This is a genomic window from Nocardia sp. NPDC056000, assembly GCF_042269265.1.
Classification (GTDB): Bacteria; Actinomycetota; Actinomycetes; order Mycobacteriales; family Mycobacteriaceae; genus Nocardia.
Genome location: NZ_JBHJXS010000002.1, coordinates 73,533 through 92,004 on the forward strand (window position 1 = coordinate 73,533; position 18,472 = coordinate 92,004).

Annotated in this window: 23 protein-coding genes; 10 read left to right on the top strand and 13 right to left on the bottom strand. The window is 67.7% G+C overall.

Features of this window, described 5'->3' with window-relative positions; translation table 11 throughout:
• Positions 1-54: 54 nt before the first annotated feature.
• The 4 genes from ACFC4D_RS05375 to ACFC4D_RS05390 are packed head-to-tail and all read left to right on the top strand — an operon-like array spanning position 55 to position 1,996.
• Positions 55-702 (top strand): FMN-dependent NADH-azoreductase, encoded by a 648-nt coding sequence (locus ACFC4D_RS05375; RefSeq protein ID WP_376061935.1) that lies wholly within the window; start codon positions 55-57, stop codon positions 700-702.
• Between the two features lies 1 nt (position 703).
• Entirely contained in the window at positions 704-1,024 is a 321-nt protein-coding gene (locus ACFC4D_RS05380) for a DMT family transporter (RefSeq protein WP_375962365.1), read from the top strand.
• A gap of 30 nt (positions 1,025-1,054) precedes the next feature.
• Positions 1,055-1,501, top strand: a complete 447-nt coding sequence (locus ACFC4D_RS05385; RefSeq protein ID WP_375962368.1) for an SRPBCC domain-containing protein — start codon at positions 1,055-1,057, stop codon at positions 1,499-1,501.
• Between the two features lie 51 nt (positions 1,502-1,552).
• Positions 1,553-1,996: an OsmC family peroxiredoxin gene (locus ACFC4D_RS05390; RefSeq protein WP_375962371.1), complete on the top strand. Its 444-nt coding sequence runs from the start codon at positions 1,553-1,555 to the stop codon at positions 1,994-1,996.
• A gap of 85 nt (positions 1,997-2,081) precedes the next feature.
• Here ACFC4D_RS05390 and ACFC4D_RS05395 read toward each other — a convergent pair whose 3' ends face one another.
• From ACFC4D_RS05395 to mhuD, 3 genes are all read right to left on the bottom strand, one after another.
• A complete protein-coding gene (locus ACFC4D_RS05395) occupies positions 2,082-2,873 on the bottom strand; it encodes a CbtA family protein (RefSeq protein WP_376062243.1) in 792 nt (263 codons plus the stop codon).
• A 41-nt stretch (positions 2,874-2,914) separates the two neighbouring features.
• Positions 2,915-3,109 (bottom strand): CbtB-domain containing protein, encoded by a 195-nt coding sequence (locus tag ACFC4D_RS05400; RefSeq protein ID WP_375962374.1) that lies wholly within the window; start codon positions 3,107-3,109, stop codon positions 2,915-2,917.
• A 206-nt stretch (positions 3,110-3,315) separates the two neighbouring features.
• A complete protein-coding gene (mhuD, locus tag ACFC4D_RS05405; RefSeq protein ID WP_364637671.1) occupies positions 3,316-3,630 on the bottom strand; it encodes a mycobilin-forming heme oxygenase MhuD in 315 nt (104 codons plus the stop codon).
• A gap of 73 nt (positions 3,631-3,703) precedes the next feature.
• On the opposite strand from mhuD, the gene ACFC4D_RS05410 reads away from it, so the two are divergent.
• The 3 genes from ACFC4D_RS05410 to ACFC4D_RS05420 all read left to right on the top strand — a co-directional run bounded on the left by ACFC4D_RS05410 (position 3,704) and on the right by ACFC4D_RS05420 (position 6,594).
• Complete coding sequence (locus ACFC4D_RS05410) at positions 3,704-4,468, top strand: alpha/beta fold hydrolase (protein WP_376061936.1); 765 nt, start codon at positions 3,704-3,706, stop codon at positions 4,466-4,468.
• Between the two features lie 78 nt (positions 4,469-4,546).
• Positions 4,547-5,719, top strand: coding sequence for an acyl-CoA dehydrogenase family protein (locus tag ACFC4D_RS05415; protein ID WP_376061937.1), 1,173 nt, complete (start codon positions 4,547-4,549; stop codon positions 5,717-5,719).
• Between the two features lie 62 nt (positions 5,720-5,781).
• Positions 5,782-6,594 (top strand): enoyl-CoA hydratase/isomerase family protein, encoded by an 813-nt coding sequence (locus ACFC4D_RS05420; protein WP_364637677.1) that lies wholly within the window; start codon positions 5,782-5,784, stop codon positions 6,592-6,594.
• A gap of 18 nt (positions 6,595-6,612) precedes the next feature.
• Here ACFC4D_RS05420 and ACFC4D_RS05425 read toward each other — a convergent pair whose 3' ends face one another.
• The 6 genes from ACFC4D_RS05425 to carD all read right to left on the bottom strand — a co-directional run bounded on the left by ACFC4D_RS05425 (position 6,613) and on the right by carD (position 11,322).
• A complete protein-coding gene (locus ACFC4D_RS05425) occupies positions 6,613-6,891 on the bottom strand; it encodes a DUF4190 domain-containing protein (RefSeq protein ID WP_364637679.1) in 279 nt (92 codons plus the stop codon).
• Positions 6,892-7,053: 162 nt separating this feature from the next.
• Positions 7,054-8,037: a 23S rRNA (guanosine(2251)-2'-O)-methyltransferase RlmB gene (gene rlmB / locus ACFC4D_RS05430; protein ID WP_376061938.1), complete on the bottom strand. Its 984-nt coding sequence runs from the start codon at positions 8,035-8,037 to the stop codon at positions 7,054-7,056.
• Positions 8,038-8,172: 135 nt separating this feature from the next.
• Positions 8,173-9,567 carry a cysteine--tRNA ligase gene (gene cysS / locus ACFC4D_RS05435; RefSeq protein ID WP_364637683.1) on the bottom strand — a complete coding sequence of 465 codons (1,395 nt, stop codon included), beginning with the start codon at positions 9,565-9,567 and terminating at the stop codon, positions 8,173-8,175.
• Between the two features lie 59 nt (positions 9,568-9,626).
• Entirely contained in the window at positions 9,627-10,094 is a 468-nt protein-coding gene (ispF, locus tag ACFC4D_RS05440; protein ID WP_376062244.1) for a 2-C-methyl-D-erythritol 2,4-cyclodiphosphate synthase, read from the bottom strand.
• A 14-nt stretch (positions 10,095-10,108) separates the two neighbouring features.
• Entirely contained in the window at positions 10,109-10,831 is a 723-nt protein-coding gene (gene ispD, locus ACFC4D_RS05445) for a 2-C-methyl-D-erythritol 4-phosphate cytidylyltransferase (protein ID WP_375962386.1), read from the bottom strand.
• A 2-nt stretch (positions 10,832-10,833) separates the two neighbouring features.
• Positions 10,834-11,322 (bottom strand): RNA polymerase-binding transcription factor CarD, encoded by a 489-nt coding sequence (gene carD, locus ACFC4D_RS05450; RefSeq protein ID WP_067569016.1) that lies wholly within the window; start codon positions 11,320-11,322, stop codon positions 10,834-10,836.
• A 305-nt stretch (positions 11,323-11,627) separates the two neighbouring features.
• Between carD and ACFC4D_RS05455 the strand changes: the two genes are divergently transcribed.
• Both ACFC4D_RS05455 and radA read left to right on the top strand, forming a co-directional pair.
• Positions 11,628-12,275 (top strand): hypothetical protein, encoded by a 648-nt coding sequence (locus tag ACFC4D_RS05455; protein WP_376061939.1) that lies wholly within the window; start codon positions 11,628-11,630, stop codon positions 12,273-12,275.
• A gap of 231 nt (positions 12,276-12,506) precedes the next feature.
• The gene (gene radA, locus ACFC4D_RS05460) at positions 12,507-13,907 is read left to right on the top strand and encodes a DNA repair protein RadA (RefSeq protein WP_376061940.1); all 1,401 of its coding nucleotides are present in this window, start codon (positions 12,507-12,509) and stop codon (positions 13,905-13,907) included.
• Positions 13,908-14,007: 100 nt separating this feature from the next.
• Here radA and ACFC4D_RS05465 read toward each other — a convergent pair whose 3' ends face one another.
• A complete protein-coding gene (locus ACFC4D_RS05465) occupies positions 14,008-14,682 on the bottom strand; it encodes a hypothetical protein (RefSeq protein ID WP_364637689.1) in 675 nt (224 codons plus the stop codon).
• Between the two features lie 112 nt (positions 14,683-14,794).
• The gene (locus tag ACFC4D_RS05470; protein ID WP_364637691.1) at positions 14,795-15,418 is read right to left on the bottom strand and encodes a carbonic anhydrase; all 624 of its coding nucleotides are present in this window, start codon (positions 15,416-15,418) and stop codon (positions 14,795-14,797) included.
• A gap of 113 nt (positions 15,419-15,531) precedes the next feature.
• Between ACFC4D_RS05470 and ACFC4D_RS05475 the strand changes: the two genes are divergently transcribed.
• Positions 15,532-16,410, top strand: a complete 879-nt coding sequence (locus tag ACFC4D_RS05475) for an A/G-specific adenine glycosylase (RefSeq protein ID WP_364637693.1) — start codon at positions 15,532-15,534, stop codon at positions 16,408-16,410.
• A 119-nt stretch (positions 16,411-16,529) separates the two neighbouring features.
• On the opposite strand, the gene ACFC4D_RS05480 is transcribed toward ACFC4D_RS05475, so the two are convergent.
• Together ACFC4D_RS05480 and ACFC4D_RS05485 are read right to left on the bottom strand one after the other, a co-directional pair.
• Positions 16,530-17,408 carry a metal ABC transporter permease gene (locus ACFC4D_RS05480; RefSeq protein WP_364637695.1) on the bottom strand — a complete coding sequence of 293 codons (879 nt, stop codon included), beginning with the start codon at positions 17,406-17,408 and terminating at the stop codon, positions 16,530-16,532.
• Complete coding sequence (locus ACFC4D_RS05485) at positions 17,405-18,379, bottom strand: metal ABC transporter ATP-binding protein (protein WP_376061941.1); 975 nt, start codon at positions 18,377-18,379, stop codon at positions 17,405-17,407. The genes ACFC4D_RS05480 and ACFC4D_RS05485 overlap by 4 nt, the downstream gene beginning before the upstream one ends.
• Positions 18,380-18,472 lie beyond the last annotated feature (93 nt).

Below are 18,472 nucleotides of genomic sequence, written 5' to 3' on the forward strand. Positions count from 1 at the left end.
GCTATCGTTCGAATCATCAAACGGACACACTGTCCACTTATGAGGAGAATGGTCATGCCGACCCTGCTGCACATCGATTCCAGCGCCCGCCGCACCTCCATCAGCCGCGAACTCGGCGCGGCCTTCGCGGACTCCTGGCGGGCCGAACACCCGGACGGGAACTACATCCACCGCGATGTCGCCGCCGATCCGATTCCCTTCATCGACGAGGGCTGGACCGAACTCTGCGACCGTGTCCTGGCGCACGGCAGCACCGATCTCGATCACCTCGCCGAACTCGCCGATACCCCCGCCGCGGCGGCCGCCTGGGCGATCGCCGAACCCCTGCTCGCCGAGATCCGCGCCGCCGATGTGGTGCTCATCGGCACCCCGATGTACAACTACTCGATTCCGGCCAGCCTCAAGGCGTGGCTGGATCAGCTCACCTTCCCGCGAATGTCGCTGGCCCCCAGTCGTTTCGTGGTCGTCACCGCGCGCGGCGGCGCGTACACCCCGGGAGCGCCCAAGGCCGCCTTCGACTATCAGGAGCGCTATCTGCGCGACTTCTTCGCGGGCCATTTCGCCGTGCACGACACGGTTTTCGTCAATGCGGAACTGGTGAACTCCCGGCAGGATCCCGTGCTCGCGCATCTGCGCGAGAAGCATGACGCGTCCTATGCCGCCGCCCTGGACGCCGCCCGCAGACTCGGCAAGGAGTACTGACATGAACTGGGTCATCCTGGGCCTGGCCGGTCTGGTGGAGATCGCCTGGTCCCAATCCATCAAGCCGACACAGAATTTCACCAAACCGCTGGCCACCCTGATCTGCTTCGTGCTCATGGTGATCGCGGTGTACCTGCTGTCCTATGCCATGCGGACGCTGCCGGTCGGCACCGCGTACGCGATCTTCACCGGAATCGGCGCGGTCGGGGCGATCGGCCTGGGCGTGATCGTGCAGCGTGATCCGCTGTCGGCGGGGCGGGTGCTGGCGCTCTCGCTCATCATCGGCGGCATAGTGCTGGCACGGGTGACCAATCCCGAATGAACCGCGGCGCGGACTGTATCGTGCTCCGCCATGGACGTTGCGCCGATCCGGCCTCCCGACCTCTCCGCGCGGCCCTTCTTCCTGGCCGTGGAACGCATTATGTCCGCTTCGCCCGATGAGCTGTATCGCATGGCCACACAGCAATTGGGCCTCTGGTTCGCCGATCCGGGTTCGGTGCTCATGCGCCCCGCGGTGAACGAACCGTTCTTCTTCACCGCAGGCGGCGGACATCCGCACTACGGGCGCTTCCTGCGCCTGCTCCCGGACCGCCTGGTCGAATTGACCTGGGTGACCGGTCCCGGCGGCACCGAGGGCACCGAAACCGTACTCACCCTGGAACTCTCGGCGCACGGCGCGGGCAGCGCGCTGCTGCTCACGCACGCCGGATTCCCGACCGCGGCCGCCCGCGACCGGCATGAGCGGTCCTGGCCGCAGGTGCTCGAGCAGTGGGATCAGCGAACCCTCGCGGTGAGCTGAAACCGGCGGGGTAGGTTCGGATTCGTTCTCCCCTCACTCGAAAGGACAGCGATGCCAACACGTACCGCACGCACCGCCTGGACCGGCGGCCTGCAGGACGGCTCCGGTCAGGTCGAACTCGTCAGCTCCGGCGTCGGCAAGTACGACGTCAGCTTCCCCAAGCGCGCGGCCGATAACGCCGACGGCACCACCAGCCCCGAAGAGCTGATCGCTGCCGCCCACTCCTCCTGCTACTCGATGGCGCTGTCGGGTCAGATCGCCGCCGCCGGTGGCACCCCGGAGAGCCTGGACGTGACCGCCGACGTCACCTTGAGCCCGGATCCGGCGGGCGGTTTTCGCATCTCCAAGATCAAGCTGACCGTGGTCGGCCGCGCCTCCGGCATCGACGCCGACGGTTTCGCGACCGCCGCCGCGGCCGCCAAGGCGGGCTGCCCCATCTCCAAGGCCCTCGCGGGCGTGGACGATATCGAGCTGGACGCCACCTTCGAGTCCTGAGCTCGGACAACGGCTTTCGCTCCACATACGAAAAGGCAGTGCCGGTATCGCACCGGCACTGCCTTTTTCGCTGTTTCGAAGGGTATTACCGCACCACGGCTTCGGCGGTCTGCGCCTTGCTCGCCGCGAATTCGGTGAGCGCCGCGAAACCCAGCCCGAGCACCAGCCACAGCGTGCCGGTCTCGGCCAGCGACGCCGCCCGGAACTGCCACAGCAGCGCCGCCGGGAAGTCGGCCTTCACCTCGTTGATGCCGGGCAGCAGCACGTATCCGATACCCGCGACGACCACCAGGGCCAGCACGGAACCGATCAGCCGTACGGTGCCGAGCTGACTCCGCAACAGCTTGAACACGTACACGCTCACCCCGACCGCCGCGAAACCGAGCAGCACCACCGCGACCCACAACCAGGTGCGCTGATTGATGGTGTCCGGATCGCCGACGGCCGGCGGATTGGCCGGGTACTTGAAGAACGGAATGATGACGATGGCCAGCCAGCCGCCGCCCGCCAGCGCGAGCGCCAGCCGCGGACCGGACAGCGTGGAGTACCGCCGCGCCACATTCGCCACCACGGCCAGCAGTGCGCCGATGGCCATGCCGAACAGGCCGAGCGCCAGGAACTGACCGGCCTTCTGCCCGGACCGGCTCACCAGTGGCTCTTCCTCGTCACCGTGCGAATGACCGCTCGCGGCCTGATCCGCGGCCGCGCCGTGTTCGTGGGTGTCCGCGGCCTGGGACTGCGATTCCTCGATGGCGATGGCCGCGTTGATCTTCGGTTCACCGACGAAGAAGCCGACGGTGGCCGCCAGCAGTCCGGCGATGAGCCCGGCCAGCAGGCCGCGCAACAGCAGGGTCTTGAGCGAACCGGTCAGCGGCAGCGATTCGTTCGGCCGGGATGCGGCCTGCGTCTGGGTCTCGGTCAGTGGCACGGGACGCCCAGCAGGTGTCGTCCGTCATGCATGAGCTCATGCATGTACATGCCACTGCGGGAGATCGCGCCCTGATCGAAACCGACCAGGTACAGCGTGAGCAGTGCCAGTAGAACGACACCCGCCGAGACGAGCAGCGCGGTGAGCGCGTCGTTCGACCGGGCAGGGCTGTGGACGATTGCCATACGAGTCCTCCTAGGGGATGCCGCGTCCCCGCGAGCTTCGGGTGCGACGGTGCCGGTGTCTGGCTCTCCCTCTCGGGACACAGTGGCGCGACCGCCCCGGATTCCCACCGGGTTACGCGTCACCGTCGCTTACTTCACCCCGAACTGTGACATCCGTGTCGGCTCTGCGTCAACACGCATGCTGATCAGGCATTCTCAGCAGAAGTTCAGGAGTTCTTGGCGGGCACGTCCAGGACGACCTCGAACTCCAGCAGCGAAGCGCCGGTGGAGACGGGCTGCCGGTTCTCGCCGCCCGCGTGCGCCGCGCGCGCCGGGCCGTCCCGCCACGCCTCGAAGGATTCGTTCGAATCCCAGTGCGTGACAACGAAATACCGATTGTCACCGGACACCGGGCGGAGCAGCTGGAAGCCGAGGAAACCGGGGGAGCCCTCGACGGCGTGCGCGCGATGCGCGAACCGCTTCTCCAGTTCGGGGCCCGCGCCCTCGGGAACTTCAATAGCGTTGATCTTGACGACTGCCATGCAGCCGAGGCTACGCCCGCCGCCGGACGGGGCAGGACACCGCCGAATGGTTCGCGCGTCCTAGATTGATGGCGTGTTGGTTGACGATCACGGCCCGCTGCACGACGAGGGCGGAAGCGGAACTCCAATCCTGTTGCTGCACGGCCTGATGGGCAGTGCGCGCACCTGGCAGCGGCAGGTGGACTGGTTACGCGGGTTCGGGCACGTCTACACCTTCGATGCGGCGGGGCACGGCCGCCCCGCCCCGGCGGAACTCACCACCGAGGCATTCGTGGCCGATCTCGCGGCGGCGACCGCGGCCATCACCGAACCCATGGTGGTGATCGGGCATTCCATGGGCGGACTGCACGGCTGGATGTTCACCGCCGCGCATCCGGACCGGGTGCGCGCCTTGGTCGTCGAGGATATGGCCCCCGATTTCCAGGGCCGCACCGCCGAACACTGGGCCGCGGTGATCGGCGCGTGGCCGCAGCCGTTCCCGAATGACGATGCGGTACTTGAGTTCTTCGGTCCGGTGGCCGGGCGGTATTTCCTCGACTCCTTCACGCGCGGACCCGACGGGTACCGCCTGCACGGCGAGGTCGCGACCTTCCGCGATATCTCCGAGGAGTGGGGCACCCGCGACTTCTGGACCCAGTGGAAGTCGATCACCGTGCCCACCCTGCTCATCGAGGGCGAGTACACCATCACCCCGCCCGGGCAGATGGCCGAGATGGCGGCGGTGCATCCGGACGCGCGGCACGTGGTGATCGCGGCTGCCGGGCACCTCGTGCACGATGATCAACCCGCCGCCTACCGGGCCGAAGTCGAGGCTTTCCTGCGCCGCGTCATCGTTTGAGGGCGGGTGCCTTCAGTCTCCGGTGCGGCCCGTCGTATGCTCGGCTCCGACGCAACCCGGAATGAATGGTGACCAACGATGATCGACTTCACGATTCCCGCCGAACTCGCCGCCGAACGCGATCGGGTGCGGCAATTCGTCATCGACAAGATCGTCCCGTACGAGCGCGATCCGCGCCTGACCGCGCACGGCCCCACTGACGAATTGCGCCAGGAGCTGGTCGAACTCGCGCGCGCGGAGAAACTGCTCACCGTGCAGGCCCCCGTCGAACTCGGCGGCCGCGGACTCAGCCATATCGAGCAGGCGGTCCTCTACGAGGCGGCGGGCTGGTCGACGCTCGGACCCGTCGCCATGAACTGCGCCGCACCCGACGAGGGCAATATGTTCCTGCTCTCCAAGGTCGCGAATCAGGAACAGACCGAACGCTTCCTGCAGCCCGTCATCGACGGACAGCAGCGCTCGGTGTTCGCCATGACCGAACCGGACGGCGCGGGCTCGGACCCCAACCAGCTCACCACCGCCGCCACCTTCGACGGTGAGAACTTCACCATCAACGGCCGCAAATGGCTGATCACCGGCGCGGACGGCGCGAAGACCTGGATCATCATGGCGCGCCTGGCCGATAACCCGCACCTGCCCGCCGGGCCGACCCTGTTCCTCTGCGACGGTGACACCCCGGGCATCGTCATCGAACGCATCATGAACACGATGGACCGCAATTACGTCGGCGGCCACGCGGTGGTGCGCTTCGAGAACCTGGTGCTGCCCAGGGAATCCGTGCTCGGCGAGACCGGTCAGGCGCTGCGCTACGCCCAGCTGCGGCTGGCTCCCGCGCGGCTCACGCACTGCATGCGCTGGCTGGGCGCGGCCGAGCGCGCGCAGTCCATCGCCATCGACTACGCCAAGACCCGCACCGCCTTCGGCAAGCCGATCGGCGAACATCAGGGTGTGTCATTCATGTTGGCGGACAACGAGATCGCGCTGCATCAGTGCCGCCTCACCATCTGGCACGCCTGCTGGCTGATGGATCAGGGCGAGAAGGCGCGGCACGAGAGCTCCATCGCCAAGTCGTATGTCTCGGAGGAGCTGTTCAAGGTCACCGACCGCTGCGTCCAGGTGCTCGGCGGCATCGGCATCAGCGATGAGACCGTGGTCGAGATGATCTTCCGCGATATGCGCGCCTTCCGCCTCTACGACGGCCCCACCGAAGTTCACAAGTACGCCATCGGCCGCCAGATCCTGCGCGGCTGAGCACGTAAAGGCAGCTCGGACATGGCCCGTGGCGGGCGGGGGTTGCATTAGGATTCCGGGGCATGAGCTCGGAACTGCATGTGGACGTGTCCGACGGGGTCGCTGTGCTCACGCTCAATCGGCCCGCTCAGCAGAACGCGCTCACGCCCGGCATGGCCGCGGCTCTGGGCGCGGCACTGCGCCGCTGCGATAGCGAGGACGCCATCGGCGCGGTCGTCATCACCGGCACCCCGCCCGCCTTCTGCGCGGGCGCGGACCTCTCGCTCAAGGCCGGTGAGGTGAACGGGCTCATCGACCCGCCGCCGTTCCGGATCCGCAAGCCCGTCATCGCCGCGGTGAACGGGCATGCGGTCGGCATCGGCCTGGAGCTCGCGCTGCAATGCGATCTGCGCTACGTGGCGCGCGATGCGGTGTACGGGCTCAACCAGGTCCGCCGCGGCGCGCTCGCGGGCGGTTACGCGCACTGGACGCTGCCCCGCCTGATCGGCAGCGCGAACGCCGCCGACCTACTGCTCACCGGCCGCACCTTCGACGGTGACGAAGCCCGTGCGCTGGGTGTCGCCAATTCCTGCCTGCCCGCCACCGAGGTGCTGCCGACGGCCCTGGCGATCGCGCACGATATCGCGCACGGTTCCGCGCCGCTGCCGGTCGCGCTGTCCAAGCGGCTGCTCTGGGAAGCACCCACCATGAGCCCGGAAGCCGTGGGCCGCTTGGAAACCGAACTCAACGACTACGTCGCCAAGAGCGCCGACGGTGGTGAGGGCGTCGCGGCTCTGAAGAACGGCCGCGCGCCCAAATGGTCCGGCACGGTCAGCACCGAATGGCCCGCCTGGGACGCCGTCACCGGCGGTGAGGCCCGCCCCGGCCTGGACTGACCCGGATCCGCTTGCGGCTCAACCTCTTCCGCCGATGGCGAGCAGCAGGAAGAGAATGCCGAAGATGACCATGAGAATGGTCCCGATGATCCCGAGCACATAGCCGACGACCACCTGCACGCGCCCACCGTACGCACCCCCGGACGCCTCGATGTCATTGAGCGCCCGCCGCCCCAGCGCCCACGCGATCGGCCCCAGTGCGCCACAGCAGAACACGCTGAGCGCTCCCAATAGCAACACCGCCGTCGCATGCTCGTGCTCGGTCGGTGCGCCGATGGGCTGCTGAGGGATCACCACCCGTCCGATTTTACGTTCAGCACCCGTCCCTGAGCATGCTGACGCGCGGACTTCCCTTGCGCCACTTCACCGGTCACGCCCTCGAAGACACGAAATCCCCGGTCCTGGCCGGACCGGGGATTTCACGAATCATGTTTTACCGCAGTGTTTTCGGCTCGCGGATCAGGCGCGGCGCTGGCGGGCCAGATCGGCGAGCACCACGCCCGCGGCGACGGAGGCGTTCAGTGATTCCACCGGTCCGGCCATGGGGATGCTGATGATGGCGTCGCAGGTTTCGCGGACCAGGCGGGACAGGCCCTTACCCTCGGAGCCGACGACGATGACCGTGGGAGCGGTGCCGTCGAAGGCGTCCAGATCGGTATCGCCGCCCGCGTCCAGGCCGACGATCTGGTAGCCCTGATCGGCCCAATCCTTCAGTGTGCGAGTCAGATTGGTGGCACGCGCCACGGGCAGCCGGGCGGCCGCGCCCGCACTGGTGCGCCAGGCGACGGCGGTGACGCTGGCGCTGCGGCGGTGCGGGATCACCACGCCCTGACCGCCGAACGCGGCGACCGAGCGGATGACCGCGCCCAGGTTGCGCGGATCGGTGATGTTGTCCAGCGCCACCAGCATGGCCGGTTCGCCCGACGCGCGGACCCGGTCCACCAGATCGTCCGGATGCGCGTAGCGGTACGGCGGCACCTGCAACGCCAGCCCCTGATGCATGGCGTTGTGGCTCATCTTGTCCAGGTCGGTGCGCGGCAGTTCGAGAATGGTGATGCCGGTATCGGCGGCGATCTTCACCGCCTCGGTGAGACGCTCGTCGTTCTCGGTGCCGACGGCGACGTACAGCGCGGTGGCGGGCACTCCGGCGCGCAGGCACTCCACGACGGGGTTGCGGCCGAGCACCAGCTCGGGTCCCTCATTGTCCTTGCGCCCGGCGATCGGCCGCGAGGCATTGCGGGCGCGGGCATTGCTGGCCGACGTCGCCGCCTTGGCCGCGGCCTTGGCGCGCTTGGCCGCTGGATGCTTGGTGCGCTCCACGGCGGGCGGGGTCGCGCCCTTGCCCTCGAGTCCCCGGCGGCGCTTACCGCCCGAGCCGACGACCTGCCCCTTCTTGGTGCCGGTCTTGCGGATCGCACCGCGCCGCTGCGAATTGCCTGCCATTACTTCGCCTTCCGTATTACGCGGGGAACCCGCGGTCGGCCGGTCACGGGAGAACCCGCTCTCGGTCGATCATGCGGGATACCTGCATCCGGTCGGCGCAGCGAACGGCTGCGCCCAAATATCTGTCGAGACCCGTCATTCCTTGGTCAAGGCCCATTCCGGTCCGCGCGGGGTGTCGGTGACCTCCACGCCCGCCGCCTTGAGCCGGTCGCGGACCGCATCGGCCGCTCCCCAATCCTTATCGGCCCGGGCCTGTTGCCGCCGATCCAGTTCCGCGCCGATGAGCACATCCAGGGCCGCGATGGCCGCGGACGAATCGGCCGGTGCGGCCCAGTGCTCGTCGAGCGGATCGACGCCGAGGATGCCGAGCATGGCCCGCACCTGTGCGGCGTACGCGCGCGCACCGTCCAGATCATTGGCGTCCAGGGCCTTGTTGCCCTCGTTCACCACACCGTGAATCTCGGCCAGCGCCTTGGGAACCCCGAGGTCGTCGTCGAGGGCCTCGGCGAATCCGGGGGTCCAGGTTCCGATCGGCACGGCTCCGGCGCGCTCGCCGACCCGCTGCACGAACGCCTCGATGCGCTGATACGCGGCGGCGGCCTCGGTGAGCGCCTTATCGGAGTACTCGACCATGGACCGATAGCTCACGCTGCCGAGGTAGTAGCGCAGCTCCACCGGCCGCACCCCGACCCGCTCCAGCACATTCGGCACAGACAGCACATTGCCGAGGGATTTGGACATTTTCTCGCCGCCCATGGTCACCCAGCCGTTGTGCAGCCAGTAGCGGGCGAACCCGTCCCCGGCCGCGCGCGACTGCGCGATTTCGTTCTCATGGTGCGGGAAAACCAAATCCATTCCACCGCAATGAATATCGAATTCGGGTCCGAGATAGAACTCGGCCATGGCGGAGCATTCCAGATGCCAGCCCGGTCGGCCCGGACCCCACGGCGACGGCCAGCTCGGCTCACCGGGTTTGGCGGCCTTCCACAGCGTGAAGTCGCGCTGATCCTTCTTACCGGTGCCGGCGCTCTCGCCCTGGTGCACATCGTCGAGCTTGTGCCCGGACAGTTTTCCGTAGTCCGGATAGCTCACCACGTCGAAATAGACATTGCCCTCGGACGGGTAGGCGTGCCCGCGCTCGATGAGCCGTTCCATCATGGTGACCATCTGGGTGATGTGCCCGGTGGCCCGCGGCTCCGCGGACGGCGGCAGTACGCCGAGCGTGGCGTAGGCGCGATCGAAGGCACGCTCATAGGTGGCGGCCCATTCCCACCACGGGCGGCCGTGTTCGGCGGCCTTGTGCAGAATCTTGTCGTCGATATCGGTGACATTCCGAATGAAGGCGACATCGAAACCATTGGCGCTCAACCAGCGTCGCAGCACGTCGAAGGCGACGCCGCTGCGCAGATGTCCGATGTGGGGTTCGCCCTGAACGGTCGCGCCACACAGGTACACCGAAGCGTGGCCGGGGACCAGCGGCGTGAATTCACGCAGGGTCCGCGTCTCGGTGTCGAAAAGGCGCAGAGTCACGACAGAGCATCCTAGCTGTTGGGATGGAGCGGAATTACGGCGGATACGGCTGCTGATTGTCAGGAACGACAACACAGCAGCGCGGTGGCGACCGATGCCACGCCTTCGCCGCGACCGGTCAGACCCAAACCGTCGGTGGTCGTGCCCGAAACCGAAATCGGTGCGCCCAGAATTTCCCCGAGCACTTTTTGCGCCTCGGCGCGCCGCGGGCCGATCTTGGGACGATTACCGATTACTTGTACAGCCGCATTGACAATGCTGAACCCGGCCTCATCCAACAGCCGTCGCACTTCCTTCAGCATGGCGGCCCCGGAAACACCTTCCCATTCCGGGCGGCCGGTGCCGAACACCGCGCCGACATCGCCGAGACCGGCGGCGGACAGCAGTGCGTCGCATAGTGCGTGAACTGCGACATCACCATCGGAATGGCCTTCGCAACCGCTATCGCCCTCGAACAGCAGACCGGCCATCCAGCAGTCCCGGCCGGGTGCGATGGGGTGCACATCGCTGCCGATGCCCACGCGCATGGAAGCGGGATCGATCATCGAGTTGTCACCGCCTCCCGCGTTCCGGTCGTACCGTCCTGGGCCACCAGTGTATTGGCCAGGACCAGGTCCAGTGGCGTGGTGATTTTGAAGGCCAGGGCATCGCCCGGCACGGTACGCACGGTCGCGCCGAGCAATTCGACCAGGCCCGCGTCATCGGTCGCCTGGGTGCCGGTGGCGTAGGCCGCGCGCAACAGCGGTGCCTCGAAGCCCTGCGGAGTCTGGATGGCGCGCAAGCCCGCTCGATCCGGCGTCCCGACCACCGCGCCCGTGGCGTCCACGGCCTTGATGGTGTCGGTGACGGGCAGTGCGGGAATCACGGCCTGTGCGCCCGCGCGCAGCTCATCCACCACGCGGGTGATGAGCGAGTGCGGGGTCAGGGCGCGTGCCGCGTCGTGCACGAGCACGAAGTCGGCGTCCGGCGCGGCGTCGAGCCCGGCGCGGACGGAATCGGTGCGCTCGGCGCCGCCGATGACGACGTGCACCGGGATATGCGACACCGGGAGTAGTGCGCGGGTCTCGTCGACGAGTTCGGCGGGCACCATAACCACAACTTCATCGACGGACCCGGAATCGATCAGGCCGCTTACAGCGAGTGCGAGCATGGGACTGCCGCCGACTGGAACGAACGCCTTGGGCTTGTTCTCACCCAGGCGCACGCCCATACCGGCGGCAGGGACCAGCGCTACGACACGGCTCGCACCGTGTGACGCGTTCACGATCAGGAAGCCGCGGCGAGAACCTCGTCGAGCAGGGTCTCGGCACGTACATCATCGGTGCCCTCCGCGAGCGCGAGCTCACCGACGAGAATCTGCCGGGCCTTGGCCAGCATGCGCTTCTCACCGGCGGACAGGCCGCGGTCCTGTTCCCGACGCCACAGGTCGCGAACGACCTCGGCCACCTTGTTCACATCGCCGGAGGCGAGCTTCTCGAGGTTGGCCTTGTAACGGCGAGACCAGTTGGTGGGCTCTTCGGTATGCGGTGCGCGGAGCACCTGGAAGACCTTGTCGAGACCTTCCTGGCCGACGACGTCGCGGACGCCGACATACTCTGCGTTCTCTGCGGGAACCCGAACGGTCAGGTCGCCTTGAGCGACCTTCAGGACCAGATACTCCTTTTGTACACCCTTGATGGTGCGGGTTTCGATTGCTTCGATCAGCGCCGCTCCGTGGTGGGGGTAAACGACGGTGTCTCCGACCTTAAAAATCATGTGTCCCGTGCCCCTTTCGATGTTCACAGTTTAACATGCGACTCGGTAACGGCGCGATCAACGGTGCAGGTCAGAGCCACAACCAACCGGCGGTGGGGGTTGACAACCGCCGAAGTGTGTGCATCTTGTTGTGGCATAACGGGATACCGCTCAGTTGTGTTGGAAGGCGAATGCGCGACCGCTCTCCGCATACGCGACTTTCCGTATAGCCGCCCCCTCGAGGGGGCGTGGGAACACACGCATTACTCTTCTGGACTACTACTCTGCATAGTGGAGTGAGCCCGGTCGACATGGAGGAACAACCCGTGACTGCCCTGAAAGCCACCACCGCGTCCAAGACGCGCCGGCGTGCCATGACGGTTGCCGCACTCGCCGCGGGCGCGGTGCTCGCGCTGACGGGTTGCGGCGCCGGTCAGATCTCGCAGACCGCCCACCAGGTCGCGGCCGTCAACGGCAACAGCGCCAACGTCGGCAAGGTCGCGCTGCGCGATGTGCGCTTCCTGCTGCCGCAGACCGAGGAATACGACAACGCCAAGGGTGGCAAGGCCGTGCTGGCGTTCAGCGCCGCCAACCTCAGCGAGGCGAACCAGGACGAGCTGGTCAGCGTGACCACCGAGCTGGGCACCGTGAAGATCGGCGGCAAGGCCGAGGTCAAGCCGCAGACCACGCTGGTCGCGGACCTCGCCAAGAAGGAAGCCGCCCCGGCAGCCGGGCACGATTCGCACGGCACCGAGACCGCGAGCGATAACAAGGCCACCACCACCGACCCGGACGCGCATCCGCTGCTCGTCGAGGTCACCGGGCTGACCAAGGACGTCACCCCCGGCCTGACCTACCCGGTCACCTTCATCTTCAAGGAAGCGGGCACCGTCGTGGTGAACGTTCCGGTCGACGCCGGCCCGAACAACCCGCGCCCCGAGCCGGTGAACACCGAGACCAAGTCCGGGCACTGAGTTTCGACTCGAATTCGCTTGAACCGCACCCGCTTCGGAATTCCGGAGCGGGTGCGGTCGTATTCGGGTCCGGAAAATATCCGAGCCGATGTTCGCCGGGCGTGTCGATGCGGAACGGATTCGCGTCGCTTTCTTCCCCACGATGGGAATGGACTCGCGCCGCTTTCCCTCGGCTCGAATGGACTCCGCGTGGCGCGGGTTTCTGTCGGGGGCGGTTATTAGGCTGCGCGCGTGGCCAAGGTGAAAACCGTGTATCGGTGCGCTGATTGCGCGAATGAGCTCGCCAAATGGGTGGGGCGCTGCCCGGCGTGCGAAGCCTGGGGGACGGTCGAGGAGGTGGCGGCTTCCGCGGCGTCGGTCGCGCCGGGGCGGCGGGCCATGTTGCCGAGTACGGCGGCCACGCCCATTTCGAGTATCGATTCCAAGACCACATTCGCGCGCACCACCGGTGTGTCGGAATTGGATCGGGTGCTCGGCGGCGGGATCGTGCCCGGGTCGGTGGTGCTGCTGTCCGGTGAGCCCGGGGTCGGCAAGTCGACGCTGTTGCTCGAGGTGGCGCATCGGTGGGCGCGGGCGCGCGATGAGATCGCGCTGTACGTGACGGCCGAGGAATCGGCGGGTCAGGTGCGCCTGCGCGCGGACCGGACGGGCGCGGTGCACGAAAAGGTGTACCTGGCGGCCGAATCCGATCTGGCCACGATTCTGGGGCATGTCGAGCAGGTGCGGCCGTCGCTGCTGGTGGTCGACTCGGTGCAGACCATGCTGGCCGCGGATGTGGACGGGGTGATCGGCGGCGTCACCCAGGTGCGCTCGGTGACGGCCGCGCTCACCTCGCTGGCCAAGGCGACCGGTATCGCGGTGCTGCTGGTCGGTCACGTCACCAAGGACGGTTCGGTGGCGGGTCCGCGCACGCTCGAGCATCTGGTGGACGTGGTGCTGCAGTTCGAGGGGGACAAGCATTCGACGCTGCGCATGGTGCGGGGCATCAAGAACCGCTTCGGCAGTACCGACGAGGTCGGCTGCTTCGAGATGCGCGAGGCCGGAATCGTCTGTGTGGACGATCCTTCCGGGCTGTTCCTGCATCACCGTGGGTCTGCGGTGCCGGGTACCGCGGTCACCGTCGCCATGGACGGGAAGCGGCCGATGCTCGGCGAGGTGCAGGGCCTAACGGTCGACACCCAGGTGCCCGCGCCGCGCCGTGCGGTGAGCGGGCTGGACTACAACCGCGTTTCCATGGTCCTGGCTGTCCTGCAGAGCCGCTGCGGGGTCTATGTGGGCAAGCAGGATGTCTACGCGGCCACCGTAGGCGGTATGCGGCTCACCGAGCCCGCAGCGGATCTGGCTGTCGCGCTTGCCATTGCGAGCGCCAGTCAGGACAAGGCGTTGCGGCCGGGCATGGTGGTGCTCGGCGAGGTCGGGCTGGCGGGGGAGGTGCGGCAGGTGACGGGGGTGACGCGCCGACTCGCGGAGGCGGAGCGGCTCGGCTTCACCGAAGCTCTCGTACCGACCGGTGTGGATCGTGCGGGGCGCACCATCAAGGTGCACGAGGTCGCGGATCTCAGTGCGGCACTTGCCGCCTGCGGGCTGCGGCATCCGCGCCGCAAGGCCAAGGCGGGCAGCGACGAGGACTGACCCGAATCCCGTTCCGCTTCAACAGCGAAGGCCGGACCTCTTCCGAGGTCCGGCCTTCGTGCTGAAAAACGCTGGCTGTCAGGCGATATTGCGTCGGCTGTCAGGCAATATTGAACGGCTCCGGTGAGCTGCGCACCGAACCCAGTTGGGCCACAACGGTGTACGGCCCCGAGGGCACCGGGACGCGATCCCCGGCGCAGCCGGGCTGGGAACTGGCCCCGGACCAGGTGACGGTGAAAGCCGCCTGCTGGCCGGGCATCAGGGTGCGCATATCGGGGGTGCCGTCCGGATAGCAGTCGGTGCTGGCCCACAGGCGGCGCTGACCGTCCAGCGATTGCACCGAAACCAATTGCAGGCCCGAGCCCATATCGCGCTCGCACGCCGTGCTCGAGATATTGGTGATGACGATGCCGAACACCGGCTGCTCACCGGTCTTGTAGGTGGGTTGTCCGACATTGACTTTCACGGCCAGCGACTGATCCGAGCACTGTCCGGCGCCGGCGACCGGCGCGGCGCTGCCGCTGACCGGAGCCGCGGACGGTTTGGCAGAACTCGGATCGGCCGCACCCGAGCTGCTCCCGGCGGCCTTGTTGGTCGCGCCGGGAGCGGAGGTGGGGGCTTTGGCGTCGGCTTTCTTCTCATCGCCGCTGCCACCGCGCAATAGCGCGAAACCCACCCAGAGCACCAGTAGCAGCGCGATCGCGATCGCGCCTATGGCGACCAGGCGACGGCGCCAGTAGATTTCCGGCGGCAGTGGTCCATTCGGTTCCAGCACGCTGTCAACGGTAAGGGCACCGTCGGGTGTGTCCGCGCCAGGGTCTCGGCGTGTCGGAGGTGAAAGAGCCTACGGGGCAGGTACATTTCGCCGCCCCGGGCAGGCGACCAGCTCAGACCACCTCGCCGATATTGCCGATCACGCGATGCAGTTTGATCTGGCCTTCTTCGAGGTTGTAGGTGACGCAGGCGATGGCGCACTCTCCGGTGGCCACGCGCTGGGAGATGATCATCGAGCGCTGCATGAGCAGGCGGGCGGTCTCCTCGACATGCCTGGCCTCCAGCTCATCGACCGATTCGAGTCCTTCGCGACGACCGATCAGAATGGACGGCGTGACGCGTTCGACCACACTGCGAATGAAGCCGCCGGGCACATTGCCGTGGTCCAGGGCGTCGATGGTGGCGCGCACCGCTCCGCAGCTGTCGTGGCCGAGCACCACGATGAGCGGAACCTTCAGTACTTCCACGCCGTATTCGATGGAGCCGAGCACCGAGGAGTCCACCACGTGACCGGCGGTGCGCACGACGAACAGATCGCCGAGGCCCTGATCGAAGATGATCTCGGCGGCCACGCGGGAGTCGCCGCAACCGAACAGGATCGCGCCGGGCTGCTGGCCGCCGACGAGTCTGGCCCGGTCCGCCGCCCCCTGGCTAGGATGCTGCAACGTACCGTCGACGAAGCGTTCATTGCCTTCGCGGAGGGCCTTCCAGGCACTGATCGGGTTGTTATGCGGCATGTGTCTCATTTTCCATACGGAAGCGGTTACCGGCGAGTCCGGAACGTTACGGTCCGGCAACTAGCAACCGACCGGTCGACCGCTCAGCTGGTGAGCCGGGGGTAAGGGAACGAATGACGATAGACAGCGACACCCTCATCGACTGGTACGAGGAGACCGCCCGGGACCTGCCGTGGCGGCGGCCCGAGGTGACGGCCTGGCAGATCTTGATGAGCGAGATCATGCTGCAGCAGACCCCGGTCGTGCGCGTCGAACCCATCTGGCGCGAATGGGTGGCGCGCTGGCCGGTGCCCTCCGCCATGGCCGCCGCACCGCAGGGAGATGTGTTGCGCGCCTGGGGAAAACTCGGCTACCCGCGCCGGGCGCTGCGCCTGCACGAGTGCTCGCGGGTGCTCGCGGAGCAGTACGGCGATGAGGTGCCGACGGATGTCGATGTACTGCTGAGCCTGCCCGGTATCGGTGATTACACCGCGCGCGCCATCGCCTGCTTCGCCTACGGTCAGCGAGTTCCCGTGGTGGACACCAATGTTCGGCGCGTCGTGGCTCGCGCCGTGCACGGCCGCGCCGATGCGGGCAATCCGGCCAGCCGCGATCTGCGCGAGACCGAAGCCCTGCTGCCCGCCTCCGTACCGCGCGCGGCCGTATTCTCCGCCGCTCTCATGGAATTGGGCGCGACCGTGTGCACGGCCCGCACCCCGGACTGTTCCCGCTGCCCGCTCCCCACCTGCGCGTGGGTCACCGCGGGCCGCCCCGCCTCCGATATCGTCCGGCGCACACAGAAATTCGAGGGCACCGACCGCCAAGCGCGCGGCCGCCTGCTGGACGTACTGCGCGCCGCGACCGGCCCCGTGGAGCGAATCCGCCTGGATATGGCCTGGACTCGCGATATCGGCCAGCGCGACCGCGCCCTGGATTCCCTGCTCATCGACGGCCTCATCGAGCAGACCGCCGACGGCCTGTTCGCGCTGGCGGGCGAAGGCGGAGCCGCGTAGCCGGACGAGAACGTGCGCGACCATTTCCGGACGGGACGAGGGGACGTCGTCCGGAAATGGTCGCGGCACGGCACGATCTGCCACCCCTCATGTGGCAGATCGGGAATGGGTGCCCGGAATCAGGCGGCTACGAGTTCGCGGCGGCGAGTTCTGGTGCGGGAGCCGATGATTCGGCACACCAGGTAGATGGTGAACGAGATCGTGGTGACGAAGGTGGACACCGGGACGCCGGGCGCGAGGGACAGCAGGATGCCGCCCACCGCCGCGGTTTCCGCGAACACGATCGCGAGGATGGTGGCGCGCACCGGGCTCGCGGTGATCTGCGCGGCGGCCGCCGCCGGGGTGATGAGCAGGGCCAGCACCAGCAGTGCGCCGACGATCTGCACGCCGAAGGCGGCGGTGATGCCGAGCAGCACGGCGAACACGATGGACAGCGCCCGCACCGGAACCCCGCGCGCCACCGCCACTTCCGGATCGGAGCTGGCGAACAGCAGCGGCCGGTAGACCGCCGAGAGCACGATCAGCACGCCGACCGTGCAGGTCGCCAGCAGCGTGAGCCCGTTGTAGCCGACGCTCACCACCTGTCCGGTGAGCAGTGAGAACTTGGATCCCGCGCGCTCCGGGCCGAGCCACAGGAACAGCACCGACAGACCGAGCCCGAAGGACAGCACCACGGCGATGACCGAATCCCGTTCGCGGGCACGCGAACCCAGCACGCCGAACAGTACGGCCGCGACCACGGATCCGGCGATCGCGCCGAATCCCACGCCGACACCGGCGAGCAGCGCCGCCGCCGCACCGGTGAGCGACAGCTCGCTCGTCCCGTGCACGGCGAACGACATCTGACGGCTGATGATCAGCGGCCCGATGGCTCCCGCGAGCAGTCCGAGCAGTGCGGCCGCGAGCACCGCCTGCTGCACGAAGTCGTAGCCGAGCAGGTGTGCGGTGGTGGAGAAGTCGAACATCTTCGAGAAGACGCCGGAGAGTTTGTCGATCATGCGGATACCCCGTCCGTCTTGCCGTGCTTGTCGTCGCTGCCGTGGCAGTGGCCGCCCGCTTCACCGAGGGCGTCCATGACGTCACCGGTGCCGACCACCACGAGGCGGCCGCGGACGCGCAGCACATCCACCTGGGTGCGGTAGAGCTCGGACAGGACCTCGGAGGTCATCACCTCGTCCGGGGTGCCGATCCGGAATTTGCCGTCGACCAGGTAGAGGACTCGATCCACCAGGGGGAGAATGGGATTGATCTCGTGGGTGACGAACAGGACCGCGGTGTCGTGGGTGCGGCGGCGCTTGTCGATGAGTTCGGAGACCAGGCGCTGGTTGGCCAGGTCCAGGGACAGCAGCGGTTCGTCGCAGAGCAGCACGCTCGGATCGCCCGCGAGGGCCTGTGCCACGCGTAGTCGCTGCTGTTCGCCGCCCGAGAGCGCGTCGATCGGCGCGTAGGCGTACTTCTCCGCGCCGACGTCCGCGATCGCCTGTGCCACTTTGCGTTTGCGTTCCTTGCGGCCGCGGAAGCCGAGGCCCCAGCGGTGGCCGTCGACCCCGAGGCCGACCAGGTCGACCCCGCGCAGCTGTACCCCGGCGTCCATGGTCTTCTGCTGCGGGATGTAGCCGATATCCGAATTGCCCAGCCGGGCGGGCGATCCCGCGATCTCGGCGGTGCCGTCGGAGAGCGCCACCTGGCCCAGCAGCATTTTCAGCAGTGAGGTCTTGCCCGAGCCGTTGGGGCCCAGCACCGCGATGAATTCGCCGGGCGCGACCTCCAGATCCAGTCCCTGCCACAGGGTTCGCGCGCCGTACGCCAGCCGCGCGTTCGTCAGTCGCACCGCGGGCACGGGTGCGGCGGTGGGGACGGCGCTCACGCGCGGTTCCGGGGCGGTGCCGTCACCGGCGTGCGCGCCCGGGATCAGGCAGTCGGATCCCGGTGCGGTGCCGAGGGTTTCGAAGGCGGGTTCGGTTTTCATGGTGGCGCTCCCGGCTGCGGAGGTGGGAGAACCCCCGGGCGCGGGATGCGCGGCGGGGGTTTGCTGGGTGACTCGGCCGCTGGCTGCGGCCGG

Excerpts from the sequence above, each read along its gene's own strand:
- ACFC4D_RS05375 (WP_376061935.1), top strand. The coding sequence starts at position 55 with ATGCCGACCCTGCTGCACATCGATTCCAGCGCCCGCCGCACCTCCATC.
- ACFC4D_RS05380 (WP_375962365.1), top strand. The coding sequence starts at position 704 with ATGAACTGGGTCATCCTGGGCCTGGCCGGTCTGGTGGAGATCGCCTGG.
- ACFC4D_RS05385 (WP_375962368.1), top strand. The coding sequence starts at position 1,055 with ATGGACGTTGCGCCGATCCGGCCTCCCGACCTCTCCGCGCGGCCCTTC.
- ACFC4D_RS05390 (WP_375962371.1), top strand. The coding sequence starts at position 1,553 with ATGCCAACACGTACCGCACGCACCGCCTGGACCGGCGGCCTGCAGGAC.
- ACFC4D_RS05400 (WP_375962374.1), bottom strand. The coding sequence starts at position 3,109 with ATGGCAATCGTCCACAGCCCTGCCCGGTCGAACGACGCGCTCACCGCG.
- mhuD (WP_364637671.1), bottom strand. The coding sequence starts at position 3,630 with ATGGCAGTCGTCAAGATCAACGCTATTGAAGTTCCCGAGGGCGCGGGC.
- ACFC4D_RS05415 (WP_376061937.1), top strand. The coding sequence starts at position 4,547 with ATGATCGACTTCACGATTCCCGCCGAACTCGCCGCCGAACGCGATCGG.
- ACFC4D_RS05420 (WP_364637677.1), top strand. The coding sequence starts at position 5,782 with ATGAGCTCGGAACTGCATGTGGACGTGTCCGACGGGGTCGCTGTGCTC.
- rlmB (WP_376061938.1), bottom strand. The coding sequence starts at position 8,037 with ATGGCAGGCAATTCGCAGCGGCGCGGTGCGATCCGCAAGACCGGCACC.
- ispF (WP_376062244.1), bottom strand. The coding sequence starts at position 10,094 with ATGCGCGTGGGCATCGGCAGCGATGTGCACCCCATCGCACCCGGCCGG.
- carD (WP_067569016.1), bottom strand. The coding sequence starts at position 11,322 with ATGATTTTTAAGGTCGGAGACACCGTCGTTTACCCCCACCACGGAGCG.
- ACFC4D_RS05470 (WP_364637691.1), bottom strand. The coding sequence starts at position 15,418 with ATGCCGCATAACAACCCGATCAGTGCCTGGAAGGCCCTCCGCGAAGGC.
- ACFC4D_RS05475 (WP_364637693.1), top strand. The coding sequence starts at position 15,532 with ATGACGATAGACAGCGACACCCTCATCGACTGGTACGAGGAGACCGCC.
- ACFC4D_RS05480 (WP_364637695.1), bottom strand. The coding sequence starts at position 17,408 with ATGATCGACAAACTCTCCGGCGTCTTCTCGAAGATGTTCGACTTCTCC.
- ACFC4D_RS05485 (WP_376061941.1), bottom strand. The coding sequence starts at position 18,379 with ATGAAAACCGAACCCGCCTTCGAAACCCTCGGCACCGCACCGGGATCC.